This window comes from Arcobacter sp. CECT 8985, assembly GCF_004116495.1.
In the GTDB taxonomy this organism is placed as follows: domain Bacteria; phylum Campylobacterota; class Campylobacteria; order Campylobacterales; family Arcobacteraceae; genus Malaciobacter.
The window spans coordinates 1-15,359 of the sequence record NZ_PDKC01000046.1; the positions used below are offsets into that span (position 1 = coordinate 1).

Annotated in this window: 19 protein-coding genes; 10 read left to right on the plus strand and 9 right to left on the minus strand. The window is 24.8% G+C overall.

Features of this window, described 5'->3' with window-relative positions:
* On the plus strand, nucleotides 1–877 hold an 877-nt coding region (locus CRU93_RS13195), incomplete at its 5' end, for a cache domain-containing protein (RefSeq protein ID WP_164967690.1).
* 152 nt (nucleotides 878–1,029) lie between these two features.
* The gene (locus tag CRU93_RS13200) at nucleotides 1,030–2,679 is read left to right on the plus strand and encodes a GGDEF domain-containing phosphodiesterase (RefSeq protein ID WP_129104659.1); all 1,650 of its coding nucleotides are present in this window, start codon (nucleotides 1,030–1,032) and stop codon (nucleotides 2,677–2,679) included.
* A gap of 1 nt (nucleotide 2,680) precedes the next feature.
* Here the strand turns inward: CRU93_RS13200 and CRU93_RS13205 are convergent, their stop codons facing one another.
* Nucleotides 2,681–3,352: a winged helix-turn-helix domain-containing protein gene (locus CRU93_RS13205; RefSeq protein WP_129104660.1), complete on the minus strand. Its 672-nt coding sequence runs from the start codon at nucleotides 3,350–3,352 to the stop codon at nucleotides 2,681–2,683.
* Between the two features lie 242 nt (nucleotides 3,353–3,594).
* The gene (locus CRU93_RS13210) at nucleotides 3,595–3,879 is read right to left on the minus strand and encodes a hypothetical protein (protein WP_129104661.1); all 285 of its coding nucleotides are present in this window, start codon (nucleotides 3,877–3,879) and stop codon (nucleotides 3,595–3,597) included.
* Nucleotides 3,880–4,001: 122 nt separating this feature from the next.
* Here CRU93_RS13210 and CRU93_RS13215 point away from each other — a divergent pair, with 122 nt between their 5' ends.
* The 6 genes from CRU93_RS13215 to CRU93_RS13240 all read left to right on the plus strand — a co-directional run bounded on the left by CRU93_RS13215 (nucleotide 4,002) and on the right by CRU93_RS13240 (nucleotide 7,280).
* Nucleotides 4,002–4,220: a DUF1104 domain-containing protein gene (locus CRU93_RS13215; RefSeq protein WP_129104662.1), complete on the plus strand. Its 219-nt coding sequence runs from the start codon at nucleotides 4,002–4,004 to the stop codon at nucleotides 4,218–4,220.
* Nucleotides 4,221–4,222: 2 nt separating this feature from the next.
* Nucleotides 4,223–4,888 (plus strand): response regulator transcription factor, encoded by a 666-nt coding sequence (locus tag CRU93_RS13220; protein ID WP_129104663.1) that lies wholly within the window; start codon nucleotides 4,223–4,225, stop codon nucleotides 4,886–4,888.
* Nucleotides 4,848–6,041 (plus strand): HAMP domain-containing sensor histidine kinase, encoded by a 1,194-nt coding sequence (locus CRU93_RS13225; RefSeq protein WP_129104664.1) that lies wholly within the window; start codon nucleotides 4,848–4,850, stop codon nucleotides 6,039–6,041. Before CRU93_RS13220 ends, CRU93_RS13225 begins: the two co-directional genes overlap by 41 nt.
* On the plus strand, nucleotides 6,029–6,358 hold the full coding sequence (locus tag CRU93_RS13230; RefSeq protein ID WP_129104665.1) for a hypothetical protein: 330 nt from the start codon (nucleotides 6,029–6,031) through the stop codon (nucleotides 6,356–6,358). Before CRU93_RS13225 ends, CRU93_RS13230 begins: the two co-directional genes overlap by 13 nt.
* 67 nt (nucleotides 6,359–6,425) lie before the next feature.
* The gene (locus CRU93_RS13235) at nucleotides 6,426–6,734 is read left to right on the plus strand and encodes a c-type cytochrome (protein ID WP_129104666.1); all 309 of its coding nucleotides are present in this window, start codon (nucleotides 6,426–6,428) and stop codon (nucleotides 6,732–6,734) included.
* Between the two features lie 21 nt (nucleotides 6,735–6,755).
* A complete protein-coding gene (locus tag CRU93_RS13240; protein ID WP_129104667.1) occupies nucleotides 6,756–7,280 on the plus strand; it encodes a glycine zipper 2TM domain-containing protein in 525 nt (174 codons plus the stop codon).
* Nucleotides 7,281–7,306: 26 nt separating this feature from the next.
* On the opposite strand, the gene CRU93_RS13245 is transcribed toward CRU93_RS13240, so the two are convergent.
* From CRU93_RS13245 to ectA, 6 genes are read right to left on the minus strand one after another with little or no spacing between them, the layout of a single operon-like run.
* Nucleotides 7,307–8,131, minus strand: a complete 825-nt coding sequence (locus CRU93_RS13245; RefSeq protein ID WP_129104668.1) for a flagellin — start codon at nucleotides 8,129–8,131, stop codon at nucleotides 7,307–7,309.
* Between the two features lie 60 nt (nucleotides 8,132–8,191).
* Nucleotides 8,192–9,088, minus strand: a complete 897-nt coding sequence (locus CRU93_RS13250; RefSeq protein WP_129104669.1) for a tetratricopeptide repeat protein — start codon at nucleotides 9,086–9,088, stop codon at nucleotides 8,192–8,194.
* A gap of 15 nt (nucleotides 9,089–9,103) precedes the next feature.
* The gene (locus CRU93_RS13255) at nucleotides 9,104–10,480 is read right to left on the minus strand and encodes an aspartate kinase (RefSeq protein WP_129104670.1); all 1,377 of its coding nucleotides are present in this window, start codon (nucleotides 10,478–10,480) and stop codon (nucleotides 9,104–9,106) included.
* 47 nt (nucleotides 10,481–10,527) lie between these two features.
* On the minus strand, nucleotides 10,528–10,923 hold the full coding sequence (locus CRU93_RS13260) for an ectoine synthase (RefSeq protein ID WP_129104671.1): 396 nt from the start codon (nucleotides 10,921–10,923) through the stop codon (nucleotides 10,528–10,530).
* Nucleotide 10,924: 1 nt separating this feature from the next.
* Complete coding sequence (gene ectB / locus CRU93_RS13265) at nucleotides 10,925–12,205, minus strand: diaminobutyrate--2-oxoglutarate transaminase (RefSeq protein ID WP_129104672.1); 1,281 nt, start codon at nucleotides 12,203–12,205, stop codon at nucleotides 10,925–10,927.
* Nucleotides 12,202–12,699, minus strand: coding sequence for a diaminobutyrate acetyltransferase (ectA, locus tag CRU93_RS13270; protein ID WP_129104673.1), 498 nt, complete (start codon nucleotides 12,697–12,699; stop codon nucleotides 12,202–12,204). Before ectA ends, ectB begins: the two co-directional genes overlap by 4 nt.
* A gap of 271 nt (nucleotides 12,700–12,970) precedes the next feature.
* On the opposite strand from ectA, the gene CRU93_RS13275 reads away from it, so the two are divergent.
* Both CRU93_RS13275 and CRU93_RS13280 read left to right on the plus strand, forming a co-directional pair.
* On the plus strand, nucleotides 12,971–13,969 hold the full coding sequence (locus tag CRU93_RS13275) for an amidoligase family protein (protein WP_129104674.1): 999 nt from the start codon (nucleotides 12,971–12,973) through the stop codon (nucleotides 13,967–13,969).
* A complete protein-coding gene (locus tag CRU93_RS13280; RefSeq protein ID WP_129104675.1) occupies nucleotides 13,951–14,616 on the plus strand; it encodes a gamma-glutamyl-gamma-aminobutyrate hydrolase family protein in 666 nt (221 codons plus the stop codon). The genes CRU93_RS13275 and CRU93_RS13280 overlap by 19 nt, the downstream gene beginning before the upstream one ends.
* Before the next feature lie 14 nt (nucleotides 14,617–14,630).
* Here CRU93_RS13280 and CRU93_RS14235 read toward each other — a convergent pair.
* The coding region (locus CRU93_RS14235; protein WP_164967691.1) for a hypothetical protein at nucleotides 14,631–15,359 on the minus strand (729 nt) is incomplete at its 5' end.

Here is a 15,359-nt window from a genome sequence, read left to right on the forward strand (position 1 = left end):
TTATAAAATTCAAGAAAAAGTAATAAATAAAAATTTAAAACATAGAGCAAATGAAGGTTATAATATTGCAATAAATCTTTATAATAAATATAAAGATGAAAAAAGTAACAAACAGATAATTGATATTATTAAAAATAGTTTTAGAGGAATAACTTTTAATGATGGATATGGTTATTATTCTTTATTTGATTTTTCAGGTAAGACTATCTTTCATGGAATAAATAAAAAGTATGAAGATAATTATACAATATTAAAATCTGAAAGAAAAAAAGGTGATTCCTCTTTTGAAAAAATGCTAAAATTTATAAAAAAGAAAAAACAAAGTTTTTATGAATGGAAGTTTTTTTCTCCTATTTCCAAAAAAATAGAAGACAAAAAAGGTTATATAAAAGTAATAGAACCTTTAAATTTAATAATAGTCACTGCAGATTATAAATCAAGAATTAAAAAACAATTACAAGAAGATGTTCTTGATAGAATAAAAAATATGTCATATTTTAAAAATAGTTATGTATTTGTTATGAATAAAAATGGAGTAATTTTATCAAATAGATATAGACAAGACTATGAAGGTAAAAATTATAAAAATATAAAATTAAAAGAAGAAAGAGAAGTATTTAATAATATATTAAATAGTGTAAAAAATAAAAATGATGCTTTTATTTTTTATAAGTGGAAAGCACAAGGTGATCATAAAGCTACAGATAAAGTTACATATGTAAAAAAATATGATAATTGGCAATGGATTATATCTTCTGGCGTGCAGCTTGATAAAATGTATAGTTTAATAGAAGAAGAGAAAAATAAACTAGAAGCTGAAGCTTGGCATAAATTGTATTATTCAATTGCAATTTTTATAATTTTGTTAATTTTATAATTTTTACGACAAGAAAAATTTTTAGAGATTTAGATAACTCTTTTGAAGTATTTGTAGAGTTTTTTAAAAGTGCAAATAAAAATAGTAAAACTATTGATACAAAAAAAGTAAATTTTTATGAGTTTAAAGAACTTTCTAAACAAGCAAATAAAATGATAAAAACGAAAATAGAAAATGAAAAAGAGATTAAAACTAAAAATAAAGAAGTACTAATAAATTTATCATTATTAAATGAATACAAAAAAGCTGTAGATGTAAGTGCAATTGTTTCAAAAACAGACTCTAAGGGTATTATAACTTTTGCAAATGAAAAATTTTGTAAAATTTCAGGATATAGTAGAAAAGAGTTACTTGGTGCAAAACATAATTTAGTAAAACATCCTGATACTAAAGAAGATATTTATAAAGAGTTATGGAAAACAATTTTATCAAAAAAAGTTTGGAAAGGTGTATTAAAAAATAGAGCTAAAGATGGTAGTGCATACTATGTTAAATCAACAATAGTTCCAATTGTAGATGTTAATGGTGAGATTAATGAATTCATAGCTATTAGATATGATATTACTGATTTGATTAATAAAGAAAGAAGAATCAAACTACAAACTACTGATGCATTGACTGGACTTCCAAATAGACAAAAACTGCTTGAAGATTTGCATTTTGATGAGAATTTGATATTAGCAATATTTAATATACAAAGATTTAGACAGATAAATGAATTTTATGGTTTTGAAATAGGGGACAAGTTTCTTATTGAAGTTTCAAAAAAATTAAATGAACTTGTTTTAAAGGAGAAGTTGTCTTTTTATAAACTTCAAGGAGATGAATATGCAATTTTATCTTCAAATAAAGAATGTACATTAGATTATTTTAAAACAATTTGTAAAAAAATTGTATCAATTGTAAAAGAGTATAGTTTTGAAATAGAAAATTATACTCTTAATGCAGATTTTTGTATAGGTATTTCTTCTGAAAAAAACTATTTTATTAATGCGGAAATGGCTAAAAATCATGCAAAATTAGAAAATAAAGAGATTATTGTATTTGATGAAAATAGAGAAATAAAAAATAATCTAATTGAAAATATAAATTGGACAAAAAAATTAAAAAGTGCAATAGAAAATGATAGAATTGTAGTATTTAAACAGCCAATTATTTCAAATAAAAATAATAAAATTGAAAAATATGAATGTCTTGTAAGATTAATGGATGAAGAAGGTACTATTTTTTCTCCATTTTATTTTTTACATGTTGCAAAAAAAGCTAAATTATATAATCGATTGACACAAATTATTATAAAAAAATCATTTTCATATTTTAGTGATAAAGATGTAGAGTTTTCTGTAAATCTTACAATTGAAGATATATTAAATAAACAAACAGTTGAATTAATTGAACAAAGTTTAAATAAATACAAGACAATCTCTCAACGAGTTATTTTTGAGATTGTAGAAGAAGAGGGCATAGAAAATTATGATGAAATAAGTTTCTTTATAGAAAAAATAAAAAGTTATGGATGTAAGATCGCAATTGATGATTTTGGTACAGGTTATTCAAATTTTGAGTACTTGATGAAGTTAAATGTAGATATTATAAAAATAGATGGTTCTATGATTAAATATATAAACCAAGATTTAAATGCAAAAATTGTAACAGAACTAATAGTTACTTTTAGTAAAAAATTAAAGATTAAAACAGTTGCAGAGTATGTACATTCTAAAGAGGTTTATGAAATTATAAAAAATATGGGGATTGATTATTCTCAAGGTTTTTATTTTGGAAAGCCAGAAAGTATAGATTAGACTAAATGTCTAATCTATACCCAATTCCTGATACATTTTTGATAATTGTTTTATCAATTTTCTTTCTTAAATCTTTTACAATAGATCTTAATGCATCTTTTGTCATTTCTCCATGCCAAATGATTTGATTAAATTCTTCATAACTAATTGCTCTATCTCTTTTTTTTACTAATATATCAAAAAAGTTTGTCTCTTTTTCAGAAAGAGAGATTAGCTCGTTATTTTTTAGTAATGTTCTATTAAATTTGTCATATGTTAAACTATCTGATAGTTTTATGATGTTTGAAGTATGTGAATCAATACTTTTAATACACTCATTCAATGAATCAAGTAAAGAATTCATATTAAATGGATATGCAAGGTACTTAATTAAATGAAAATTAATTGCATTGTAAAGTTTTTTCTTGTCAATATGCTCTGTAGTTATTATTACTTGAGCATCTTTATTAATGCTTTTAATTTGTTTAATAAACTCTTCTTCTTTTATCTTTGGAAAAGATATAGAGTAAATCACAATCTCAGGTTTTTCTTCTTTATATACTTCTATTGCATTGATACTATTATTTGAAATAATAATATTATTGCAATAATCTTTTAATTCCGAAACACCATATTCCTCATCACTATTTCTATCATTTACGTATAGAATTTTCATATGTTTTAATGCATTCATGTGTTCTTCCCTTATTAAATCTTGTCTAATAATAACTTTTTATATATAAATTTTAATTTAGCAATAAATTCAATAATAAATGATTTTTTTATTTTTTTATTTTCAAGAAGTCCTAAAATATGGTATATTTGCATATTTAAAGTTGAATTTATATAATAATTTTTTCAAGTGTACAAATTTTAAAAATTTTTTCAAGTGTGACTTTTTTACTCATTATTTAGTCATAAAAAAGTCATATGAAATTATTTAGACATTTTTTGACAAACATCTGTTTTCAAATCTTTATTGTAATTACAGTTTAATCCACACTTGTAATCAGCTTTATTTTCAAGATTTAATGCTGATATTTTTTTTATTGAAGCATCTTTGCACTCTTTAAGAGAGTTAAATACTCCATTTTTGATTACTCTTTTTGTTTGTGTTTTGTCAGGATATACCCATGAAGTCCATTTTTCTTCAGTTGGTGCACTTGCACAACCTATAAAAAGATAAGTTAATAGTGTAATAAAAAGAATATTTTTAGACATTTTTCTCTCTTTGTTTTTATTTGATTTTAGTATATAAGTTATTAAATGTACTATATTGATTTACAATTATTCTACAATTTTTATGGTATTATTACTTTTTAAAACAAAAAAGAGAGAATTAAATGATAAAAAGTGTATTTATACTATTAATGCTTTTTTCGACTATATTTGCAAAGACAGATTTTTCAGAGATGAGTAATCAAGAATTGATTGCTATAATGGGCTATGTAAAACAAAATGATCAAAGAAGTTTTAATAAAGAGTTAAAAAGTAGAATTCCTACAATGAGTCAAAAAGAGAAAAAAGAGTATAAAAAGAATAAAAAGAGATTAAATAAATAATTATGCAAAGAAAATTACTTTTATTAGAAGATGATATTACTTTAAGTGATACTATTATTGAATATTTTGAAGATAATAATTTTAGTATTGATAGTGCATATGATGGAGAAGAAGCACTTATTAAAGTTTATGAAAAAAAATATGATTTACTTCTTTTAGATGTTAATGTACCTTCATTAAATGGATTTGAATTATTAAAACAAATAAGAGAAAACCAAGATAAAACACCTGCTATTTTTATAACATCATTAAACTCTATGACTTCATTAGAAGAGGGCTTTGATAGTGGTTGTGATGATTATATAAGAAAACCTTTTGCATTAAAAGAACTATTTTTAAGAGTTAATACAATATTAAAAAGAGAGTATTTAAATAAAGAAGATATTATAAAAATTGATGATAACATAGTATTTGATATGTCTTCTTATGTATTGAAAAAAGATGAAGAGATAATCCCTTTGAAGAATAAAGAGATAAAACTATTGAAATTGTTTTTATTAAATCCAAATGAATTATTAGACCATGAAAGAATATTTTCTTATGTTTGGGATTATGAAGAAGAACCAAGTGATACATCATTGAGAACATATATAAAAAATCTTAGAAAAATAATAGGAAAAGATAAAATTGTTAGCCTTAAGCGACTTGGATATAGATTTAATTCGTAGTGAAAAAAAGACATTAATTAGATTTTCATTACTATATTTATCTTTATGTTTAATAATATTGATTTTTATTGGATATATATTTTATGTTTTTAAAAAAGACTTGATGCTTGAAAAACAAAGAATAAAATTACAAGATTATTCAAGTGATTTTATATATAGACTAAAAGATTTGCATATAAATTTTGATAAGTATAAATTTTATCCTAGAGATGAAAGGTATAGATCAGCTATTTATGACAGTTCAAAGAAAAAGATTTTTTCTACTTTAAAATCAGAAAATATAAAATTTAATAAAGTGATTTACCTTACAAACAATCAAGTACAATACATAACTCAACCAGAATCATACTATCTTGGTGCAAAATATATTATAATTGAAATTACAGAAAATAAAGATTGGCTTGATAGTTTAGAAAAAAGTTTATTATTTATATATGCAGTTGTATTTTTATTTATGCTTTTTATTGGATATTTTCTTTTAAATATGGTACTTAAACCAATGAGAGAATCAATGTATTTGCTTGATAGGTTTATTAAAGATACTACCCATGAGTTAAATACTCCTGTAAGTACTATTGTTACAAATATAGAGATGATAAAGTCAAATGATTTAGATGAAAAATTAAAAACTAAAATAAATAGAATTGATATTGGAGCAAAAACGATATCAAATATTTATGAGGATTTAACATATCTAACGTTAAATAATAAGATTATATCAAAAAATGAAAATATTAATTTGTCTTTACTATTAGAGCAAAGAATAGATTATTTTAGTACATTAGCAAATGCAAGAAAAATTGATTTTATTTTAAATTTAAAAGATGAGGTTTTTATTAAGATTGATAAGAAAAAAATATCAAAACTAATAGATAATCTTTTATCCAATGCTATAAAATATAATAAAGTTAAAGGCGTTATAAAAATAACACTAGAAGATAACTTTTTTATAATTGAAGATAGTGGAAAAGGTATGAGTGAAAAACAAATTGACAAACTATTTATTCGTTATAAACGTTTTGATAAAAGTGTAGGGGGATTTGGTATTGGCTTAAATATCGTATCCTTGATAGCTAAAGAATATAAATTAAAAATAGAATATAATTCAAAAATACAAAAAGGTACAAAGGTGAAAGTTAAATGGAAAGAATAGTGTTTTTTGTTATTGTATTTATTAGTTTTTCATTTGCAAATGTATATGAAAAAAATTGTATTTCATGTCATAAAACAATGCCTGTATCAATAGATAAATACTTTTATAGATATTTATTAAAATATAGCAGTGAAACTGCTGTAAAAAAAGCTATGATTGATTATTTGAAAAAGCCATCAAAAGATAGTACAGTTATGCCAGAAGCTTTTATCTTAAGATTTGGTATAAAAAAAGCTTCAAAACTTAGTGATAAAGAATTAAAAAAAGCAATTGATACTTATTGGGAAAAATATAAAGTTTTTGGAAAATTAAAATAGTTTAAAACTTTCACAATCTATCCACAATTAAATTTTATACTTCTTACATAAAAAAAAGGAGTATAAAATGACTACTACAAAAAAAATCTTAACTACAGTTGCATTTTTATCAGCAACTTCATTAATGGCAGCAAGTAATGGTGAGAGTATATTTAAAGCATGTGCAACTTGTCATGGTTCAAATGCTGAAAAAAAAGCATTAGGAAAAAGTCAAATAATAAAAGGTTGGGATGCAAAAAAAATAGAAGATGCTTTACATGGTTATAAAAATGGAACTTATGGGAAAGCAATGAAAGGTGTGATGAAAGGTCAAGTAGCAAGATTAAGTGATGCAGATATTAAAGCTGTATCAAAATATATTTCATCAATTAAATAGTATTAATTTAAAGGATTTATTATGAAAAGAATCGTTGTTTTTCTATTTTTAATTTGTAATATTGTATTTGCAAATTCATTGTCATCTAGTGAATTTGCAAAAGTAACTCACAGTGAACCAATATATAAAGAAGTAAGAATTAGTAAACCAATTCAAGAGTGTTATGATCAAAGATATAAAGTAAAAGTATATGATGATAATTCCTATTCTGATAATAATTCAATTGGATTAGATACAATTGTGGGAGTAACTGCAGGTGCAATATTAGGAAATCAAATTGGTAAAGGTAATGGTAATACTGCAGCAAAAATAGTAGGTGGGCTACTTGGTGGAAAAATTGCAAATGAAATTAGATCTAATGGTTCAAATAGTTATCATTATGAAACTAAATATAGAACTAAATGTGAGACTAAATATAAAGAAGCTGGAACTAAAAGAGTTATAACTGGATATAAAAATTACTTTAGATATGAAGGAATTGAGTATTCAAAAGTTACAAAAAATCCTAAAAAAAGAATAAGAATTTACAAAACAATCGATTTTTAACTAACACTTGAAGATTTATTCAAGTGTTATGTTAAAAGTCTTAACACAGATTGTTGTGTAATATTAAATTGAGATTGTGTATATGCTCCAGCTTGAGAAATTACATTCTGTTTACTAAAGTCATTTATATTCTGTGCAATATTTGCAACAGATAATTCATCTCTTGCTTGTGAAGTTTGTGATTCTTGTGTTAATAAATTTCTACCATTACTTACTAATTGATTTTGAGTTGAACCTAATTCTCCTCGATAATCATTTAGTGTTCCAATTGCATTATCAACTTTTTCTAAATAACTTCTTGCTTGTGATGCTGTGAAATCAGAAGGTAATTCAGAAGTTAAATCACTTAATCCAACACCTAAAGTATTTGCTTGTACTTCTTGTGTACGAGTTGTATCAGATTCTTTTGTACCTGTTTGATATATTTGTGCTTGGCTTGCACTTTGATCTTCACTTGAAGCTTGAAGTAATGATTCACCATTGTAAGTTGTAGCACTTGCTACTGCATCAAACCCTTGTAGAGATTTTTGTATATCTTTTAATATTGCTTCTCTACCTTCTTGTGAAGTAGTATCACTTGAAGCTTGAAGAAGTTTTTCTTTTACACTATCTAAAATATTAGATTGTGCAGATATAGCTTTATCAGCAATTTGAGTTGAAGCAATTGCACTATTTGTATTTGAAATAGCTTGTACATAACCACTTGCTTGTGTTCTTAAGTTATCAGAAATTGCCATTGATGAAGCATTATCCGATGCTTTGTTAATCTCTAGTCCAGTTGCTATTCTTTCTAGAGTATTATTAGATTGGTATTGATTTACATAAGAAGATGCATTATTTGAAATTTCCATAATAAACTCCTTTGTCTATATACAAATTGTATATCAATTAAAGTTAAACTAAATTTAAGTTTAATTATTAGTTTCACTATCCTGTTTAAATTTCTTAATTAACGCAAGGAATTTTTTATTGTCATTTAAACTATCAAACTCTTCTTCATTCTCTATTTCTTCAATATATTGTTCATTAAGTTTAAGTGCTTTTTCTAAGTCATTTATTGCAAAATCACTATAACCTAATACTGAGTTTGCTTTTGCTTTTTGGTAGAATGCATTTGGATAATCATCATCAATATTTAATGCTTGATTTGCAAGGTGAAGTGCCCAGTTAGCTTCATCTAATTCTAATGCAGCTTCTGCTTTATACGTAAGTGCTTCTGCATCTAATGGTTTTATTTTTAAAATTTCATCAAATATTTCTATTTTACCACTTGGTGTTGTTTCTTGGGCAGCTCTTATCCATAAAGAGTGAATAATATTTGTTTTTTCAATCTCTTTTTGGTTTTGAAGAACTTGTTTAGAACGTTTATCTAAATCTTTTTCAATTAAGCTCATTCTTTTTTCATAATCATCAATTACTTTTGATACTTTTTCATCAACTATTGTTTTAATTTTTTGGTTTACGTCTCTTATTGAACTTAAACCTATGATAACAAGTAGTGATGAAGCTGCAGCTATAATATAAAAAATATTATTTATGGTTGAGGTTGCATAACTTATTGTATTTGATGTAATCTCAACTTCTTTTTCTGCTAACTTTTTATAAAGCTCCACTTTTAGCTTTTTATTATCTATTCTTAATTGTTTTAATTCATTTAGAATATAATTTTCAACAAAAGGAGTAAAAAGAGGTTTTTGTAATTTATCTAATCTTTCTTTTACTTTTTGGTTTTCTGGTTTATTTATCTCTTTGGCAAAAAGAGTAGACATTAAAATCATTGGCACTAAAAGTAGAAGCAGTTTTTTCATTATAGTTTTCCTTTATTAACAAATACAATTGTCTTTTGTCAATAACTTTTCATACAATGTCTCTAATGCAATATCAGAGATATTTTGAGCAACTCCAATGTGAAATGAAATTTTAGAAGGACTCATATCAAACATTTCAAATGCAATATTATTCTCTTTCAATGCAGTAAGTGCGTCTACAATTGTAAAAGAATCCTCTTTTAAACCAATTCCAACTAGAGTAATTACAGATAAGGAGTAAGTAATAAAAATATTATTTGGACTTAATCTTTTGTCTATAGCTCTTCTTAAGTTATTGATATTTCCTTTTAAATCTTCTTGTTCTACTAATATAGCTAAATCATCCTTATCTGTAGGATAATGATAAGTATTTATTCCAAATTCTTCAAAAATCTTCAATAATTCTGCTGTGAATCCTACTTCTTCACCTAACATGTCTTTTTGGATATGAATAGATGCCATATTATCAAGTTTAGCAATTCCAACAAGTTTTTCCATTGGAACTCTTTCACTTAATATTACTGTACCTTTATTTGTAGGGTTATTTGTATTTCTAATTCTAATAGGTATTTTACTTTTTTTACAATTTAACATTGCATTAAAGTGAAATACATTAAAACCTTTTGAACTAAGTAATCTTAACTCTTTAAATGTTAATCTTGGAATTACATCAGCTTCGGGTATTACTCTTGGATCTACTTCATATACTCCATTTGTATCTGTCCAGTTTTCATATATATCTGCATCAATTGCATAAGCTAATTCTCCTCCTGTTAAGTCTGAACCACCTCTACTCATAACTGCAATTTCTTTATTTTTTGTTATTCCATAAAATCCAGGAACAATTACTTTTTCATTTTCTTTTAAATCAAAATGTTTACTGATATTTGAATAAGTCTGTTTTAATACTTTTCCATCAGTATATGACTCTGAAAGAATAAATCCAAAATCTTCAGGTAGCATAAGTTTTATATTTAGTCCTGCTTTTTTCATATATTTACAAATTATTTTTGCATTATAATGTTCACCTCTTGATAAGAAAAATGCTATTTTTTTCTCTTCTTGTAGTTTACATTCTGTTAGATCTTTTTTTAAATTATTTAATATTTCATCTTTTGAAACTTGTAAATCATCGCAAAGTTTCTCATATTTTGAGATAATTGCTTCAAAACTATTTTCAACACTGACATCAATTTTGTGCTCAATAAAATGCTGTCCTTGTGTTGCTAAATTTAGTAAGTGATCTGTGATTTTTTCATCATATTTTTCATCTCTACCAGGTGCAGAAACTACTATAACTTGCCTTTTATCATCTCTTTTTACAATATCGACTATCTTTTTTATTTGGGTGGAGTTCTTTACTGAACTTCCACCAAATTTACATACTTTCATTTTTTCCCCTCTATTTTATGTAGTATTTATATAAGTTTATGTGCTCTTTAGTCTTCTAGGGGATAAACTCCATTTTCATCATGGTTCTCTGTACCTTTAATTGGAGGATTAAATACACAAATTAATCTCATGTCTTCTGATCCACCATATAAATTGTGATCATCATGTTCATTTAATGCATACATTACACCATCATAAATTTCATGAACAATTCCAGTTTTTAAATCTTCAATTTTTCCATTTCCAGCTACACAATAAACAGCTTCAAGGTGATTTTGATAGTGGATATGTGTTTTTGTATTTGCTTTGATGATTGTTTCATGGAAAGAAAATCCCATGTTATCACCTTTTAATAACATTCTTCTACTTGTCCATTGACCTTGCTGTGCATGAACTTCTTTTTCTGTACCAATAATGTCTTTATTTATATCTCTTACTATCATATTAAAATTCTCCTGTTAATTTTTCTTTTTTCTCTTCTATTAATTTGTGCACTGCTTTTTCAAATCTATTTAATCCTTCAAGTAAAGTCTCTTCATCAATTATAAGTGGAGGTAAAAATTTTACTATTTGATCTTCACTACCACAAGTTTCTACAATTAAATTTTCTTCAAATGCTTTTTTTGATATATCTGATGCAATCGAATTATCATCTTTTATTTCAAAACCATAAGCAAGACCTCTACCTTTAACTACAATTTCTAAGTCGTCTTTTACTTTATTAGCAATTTCTTGGAGTCTATCTTTTAATATTTTCTCTTTATATTTAACTGCATTACTTAAATCATCATTATTCCAGTATTGTTTAATTGCTACTTTTGCAGCAACAAATGCAAGATTGTTTCCTCTAAATGTACCTGTATGTTCACCTGGTTTCCATTGGTCTAAGTCTGGTTTTAATAGCACAAGTGCCATTGGTAAACCACCACCAATTGATTTTGAAATTGTTACAATATCAGGTGTTATTCCAGCAAATTCAAATGAGAAAAATTCTCCACTTCTTCCATTTCCAACTTGAATATCATCTATTATTAGTAAAATATCATACTCTCTACAAATAGATTCAAGTTCTTGTAACCATTCTTTACTAGCTACGTTTATTCCACCTTCACCTTGAATAGTTTCTACAATTACAGCCGCTGGTATATCTAAACCACTACTACTATCCTCTAGAAATTTTCTAAAGTATGCCATTGTATTCATATCACCAAAATAATTATCATAAGGCATAAATGTAGTGTTTGTTCTACTTATGTATGCTTCATCTCTATAATCATTATTTCCAGTAACAGAGGAAGAACCTTGCGTTAAACCGTGAAAACCATTTGTAAATGAGACAATATTACTTCTACCTTTTACTAATTTAGCAAGTTTTAGTGCAGTTTCAACAGCGTTTGTTCCTGTAGGGCCTGTAAATTGAACTTTGTAATCTAGATTTCTAGGTGTTAAGATTAAATCATTGAAAGTTTGTAAAAACTCTTTTTTTGCAGATGTTGCCATATCTAGACCATGAACAACCCCATCTTTTTGAATATATTCAATTAATGCTTGACTAATGTGTTCATTATTATGACCATAATTCAATGTTCCTGCACCAGCAAAAAAATCGATATAATCTTCACCTTGCTCATTTGTTAATATTGCTCCTTTTGATTTTTCAAAAATCGTAGGGAAACTTCTTATATAACCTCTAACTTCAGATTCTAAATTTTCAAATATTCTCATTTTTTTCCTTTTTTTAATGGTCCAATTTTATATAAGACCTCTTCTTCATGCGCGCTGTTAAAATCTTCAATTTCTAAAAAAGTTGAAGATTCAATTTTTGTTTCGAAATTTGTTGCAAATTTTTCAAAAAATCTTTGAGATGATTTGTTACTTGGAGAAATAGTAGTATGAATGTAGTTTATATGTTTATTACACTCTCTATTTAAAATCTCTAAAAGTAAATTTTTTGCTACTGATTTTCCTCTTGCTGTTTCATCAACTGCTACTTGCCAAATAAAAAGTGTATCATTTTCATTTGGCACTAAATAACCAGAGATAAACCCAATAACTTTATCATCTATTTTTGCAACACTACAAGTTTTACTAAAATAAGTAGATTGTAATAGATATAAGTATTCAGAATTTACGTCTAGCGGTTTGCATCTGTTGATTAAATTAAAGATTTCTTTGCCATCAGATTTTTTAGGTTCACTCAATTTAATTTGGGTTCCCATTGTTAATTCCTTTCATAATTTGTGTAAATATTTTACAAAAATAATGTAAAATGTTTACATCAATGTTGTAAATTTATCATAATAAACTTATAGAAAGATTAAAAAAAAATAACATTTTTTAACAAAAAAAGTGATTTTTTTTAAAGATTTTTAATAATATATGAGATTTTTTTATAATATTTTAAGTTATGAAATAATTTTTATTTAAGAAGTTGCTGTTATAATTTAATTAAACCAATTATCAAATTAAACCAATTATTAAAGGTTACGAATGAGCAATTTTTTAATGCCCACAAATATAAATAACTATAAAGATGAAATAAGAAAAGTTGGTTTTGAAATTGAGTTTTCTAATATCAAAATGAAAAGAATAGTTTCATTGATAAAAAAGACTTATAATTTAAAAGAGACTAAGGTTAATAATTTCTTTTATACATTTGATAGTGAATATGGTAAGTTTGTAGCTGAACTTGACTTTGAACTATTAACAAAGCAGAAACTAAAAAGTAATTTTACAGATTTCTTCCAAAAAATTGGAATGCAAGTTGACAAAACAAAAATAGATAAAGTAGAAAATATGGTTGGAAGAATCTCAAAAGATTTAGTTCCTTTTGAAGTTAGTACTCCGCCCATTCCTCTTGATAAAATAGATATTATTGATAATTTGAGTGATAATTTATATAAAGAAGGGGCACATGGTACTAAAAAAAGAGTATATAATGCTTTTGGTTTACACATTAATATTGAAACTATATCTTTAGATGTTGATTCTCTTCTTTCATATTTAAGGTCATATGTTATTTTAGAAAGTTTTCTTGCTAAAGATGCCAAAGTTGATATTACAAGAAAAATTACACCTTATATTGATAAATTTAAAGAAGATTATATTGTAAAAATTTTATCAGAAAATTATAAACCAACTATTGAAGAGTTTATTGATGATTATATAAAATATAATCCTACAAGAAATAGATCATTAGATATGCTTCCAATTTTTGCATTTATTGATGAAAAAAGAGTTCGTGACTCTTTACCTAAAGAGAAAATAAATTCTAGGCCCGCTTTTCATTATAGATTATCTAACTCTTTAGTAGGAGAAGAAAATTGGAAAATCTCAGATGAATGGAACAGATGGTTATATGTTGAAAGAGTTGCAAATGATACAAAACTATTAACAAAACTTAGTAAAAGATATCTTTTTCACCTTGAGAAATTTGTAAATTTTACTGCATGGGAAGAGAAAGTTAGCAAATGCATAAAAAACCAATAATTGGAATATGTTTACCTAATAGTGGGAACAAGTTTGCAGAATTTTTTATTAGGCTTAGTCTTTTTTTATCAAATGCAAAAGCTGTTAGTTTAAGGCCAAATGATCATAGTTCTAAAGATAAAATTGATGGCTTATTATTAAGTGGTGGAAGTGATATAAATCCATTGTTATATGGTGGTAACAAAGAAGCTCATAATACAAAACTTGATAAGAAAAGAGATGCTTTTGAGCTAGAGATGATAAAAAGTGCTGTAAATAGAAAAATTCCTATATTTGGAATATGTCGTGGAGCACAACTTTTAAATATATTTTTTGATGGTGATTTATTCCCAACTGTTTTAGATATTGAAGAGTATTTAATACATAAAAATTCAATTTTTCCTATAAAAGATATATTTATAAAAAAAAGAAGTAAACTTTTTGATATTATAAAAAAAGACAAAATCAAAGCAAATAGTCTTCACAATCAAGCAATAAACAAAGTAGGGGAAGATTTAAAAGTTACTGCAAAACATGAAGGACTTGTACAAGCAATTGAAAAGAAAAACTATCCTTTTATGTTAGCTGTACAATGGCATCCTGAATATCTATTTTATATGAAAGAGCATAGAAAGCTATTTAATGATTTTGTTAATGCTTGTAAATAAAAAATATCTACTTATTAATTGTTTTCATATTTTATAAATTCATTTTCTTTTTCAAAATATACATTATATAATTCTAAAAAATTTTTGATTGAGTTATTTATCAAATCCAGAATATCTACAATTAATAGTGAACTAAAGCTATCTAAAAAGTATAATTCTTTATTTATATATCTATAAATATAAATTTTAGAATCATCATTTGAATTATCATGTAAAACAAGAGAATAATCTGGCATTAATTTTGATTTTTTTAATAGTTTTTTAATATTTCCAAAATTGTAAATTTTACCTTCGTTTGAGTGTGGAATCATAAATAGATTTTTTTCAATAAAATCAAATTTTCGTCCACTGAATTCTTCTACTAAATAGTAATTTTTTAAAAATGAAAGATTATGTGTTTCTTTTGTTCCATCAATTAATTCAATATCAATTCTTTTATTATTGTCAATTATCTCCACAATCTCACTATCTTGAATCTCTTTTTTTATGTCAATTTCATTTTCATTTTTTTCATTATTATTTATTATATTAATATCCAAATTTTTTGAGTTTGAAAATTCTTTTAATTTCAAACAAAAATCATCGTATGAAATAGTACTATTATTGTCATTTTTAACTTTTTTTAAAGACCCATTTGATAAAAGATAGTTATATATTTTATCCGAATCATTAAAATTTTCATTTAAAATTAGTTGTAAAATCAAATGTTGAGCATTTAAAAAGACTTTATTAATGTTATGTAG

What these genes read in the sequence shown, in the direction of transcription:
- CRU93_RS13205 (WP_129104660.1), bottom strand. Translation starts at nt 3,352, where the DNA reads ATGAATGCATTAAAACATATGAAAATTCTATACGTAAATGATAGAAAT.
- CRU93_RS13210 (WP_129104661.1), bottom strand. Translation starts at nt 3,879, where the DNA reads ATGTCTAAAAATATTCTTTTTATTACACTATTAACTTATCTTTTTATA.
- ectB (WP_129104672.1), bottom strand. Translation starts at nt 12,205, where the DNA reads ATGAGAATATTTGAAAATTTAGAATCTGAAGTTAGAGGTTATATAAGA.
- CRU93_RS13255 (WP_129104670.1), bottom strand. Translation starts at nt 10,480, where the DNA reads ATGAAAGTATGTAAATTTGGTGGAAGTTCAGTAAAGAACTCCACCCAA.
- CRU93_RS13235 (WP_129104666.1), top strand. Translation starts at nt 6,426, where the DNA reads ATGACTACTACAAAAAAAATCTTAACTACAGTTGCATTTTTATCAGCA.
- CRU93_RS13220 (WP_129104663.1), top strand. Translation starts at nt 4,223, where the DNA reads ATGCAAAGAAAATTACTTTTATTAGAAGATGATATTACTTTAAGTGAT.
- CRU93_RS13280 (WP_129104675.1), top strand. Translation starts at nt 13,951, where the DNA reads ATGCATAAAAAACCAATAATTGGAATATGTTTACCTAATAGTGGGAAC.
- CRU93_RS13250 (WP_129104669.1), bottom strand. Translation starts at nt 9,088, where the DNA reads ATGAAAAAACTGCTTCTACTTTTAGTGCCAATGATTTTAATGTCTACT.
- CRU93_RS13200 (WP_129104659.1), top strand. Translation starts at nt 1,030, where the DNA reads ATGATAAAAACGAAAATAGAAAATGAAAAAGAGATTAAAACTAAAAAT.
- CRU93_RS13240 (WP_129104667.1), top strand. Translation starts at nt 6,756, where the DNA reads ATGAAAAGAATCGTTGTTTTTCTATTTTTAATTTGTAATATTGTATTT.
- ectA (WP_129104673.1), bottom strand. Translation starts at nt 12,699, where the DNA reads ATGGGAACCCAAATTAAATTGAGTGAACCTAAAAAATCTGATGGCAAA.
- CRU93_RS13215 (WP_129104662.1), top strand. Translation starts at nt 4,002, where the DNA reads ATGATAAAAAGTGTATTTATACTATTAATGCTTTTTTCGACTATATTT.
- CRU93_RS13260 (WP_129104671.1), bottom strand. Translation starts at nt 10,923, where the DNA reads ATGATAGTAAGAGATATAAATAAAGACATTATTGGTACAGAAAAAGAA.
- CRU93_RS13245 (WP_129104668.1), bottom strand. Translation starts at nt 8,131, where the DNA reads ATGGAAATTTCAAATAATGCATCTTCTTATGTAAATCAATACCAATCT.
- CRU93_RS13230 (WP_129104665.1), top strand. Translation starts at nt 6,029, where the DNA reads ATGGAAAGAATAGTGTTTTTTGTTATTGTATTTATTAGTTTTTCATTT.
- CRU93_RS13275 (WP_129104674.1), top strand. Translation starts at nt 12,971, where the DNA reads ATGAGCAATTTTTTAATGCCCACAAATATAAATAACTATAAAGATGAA.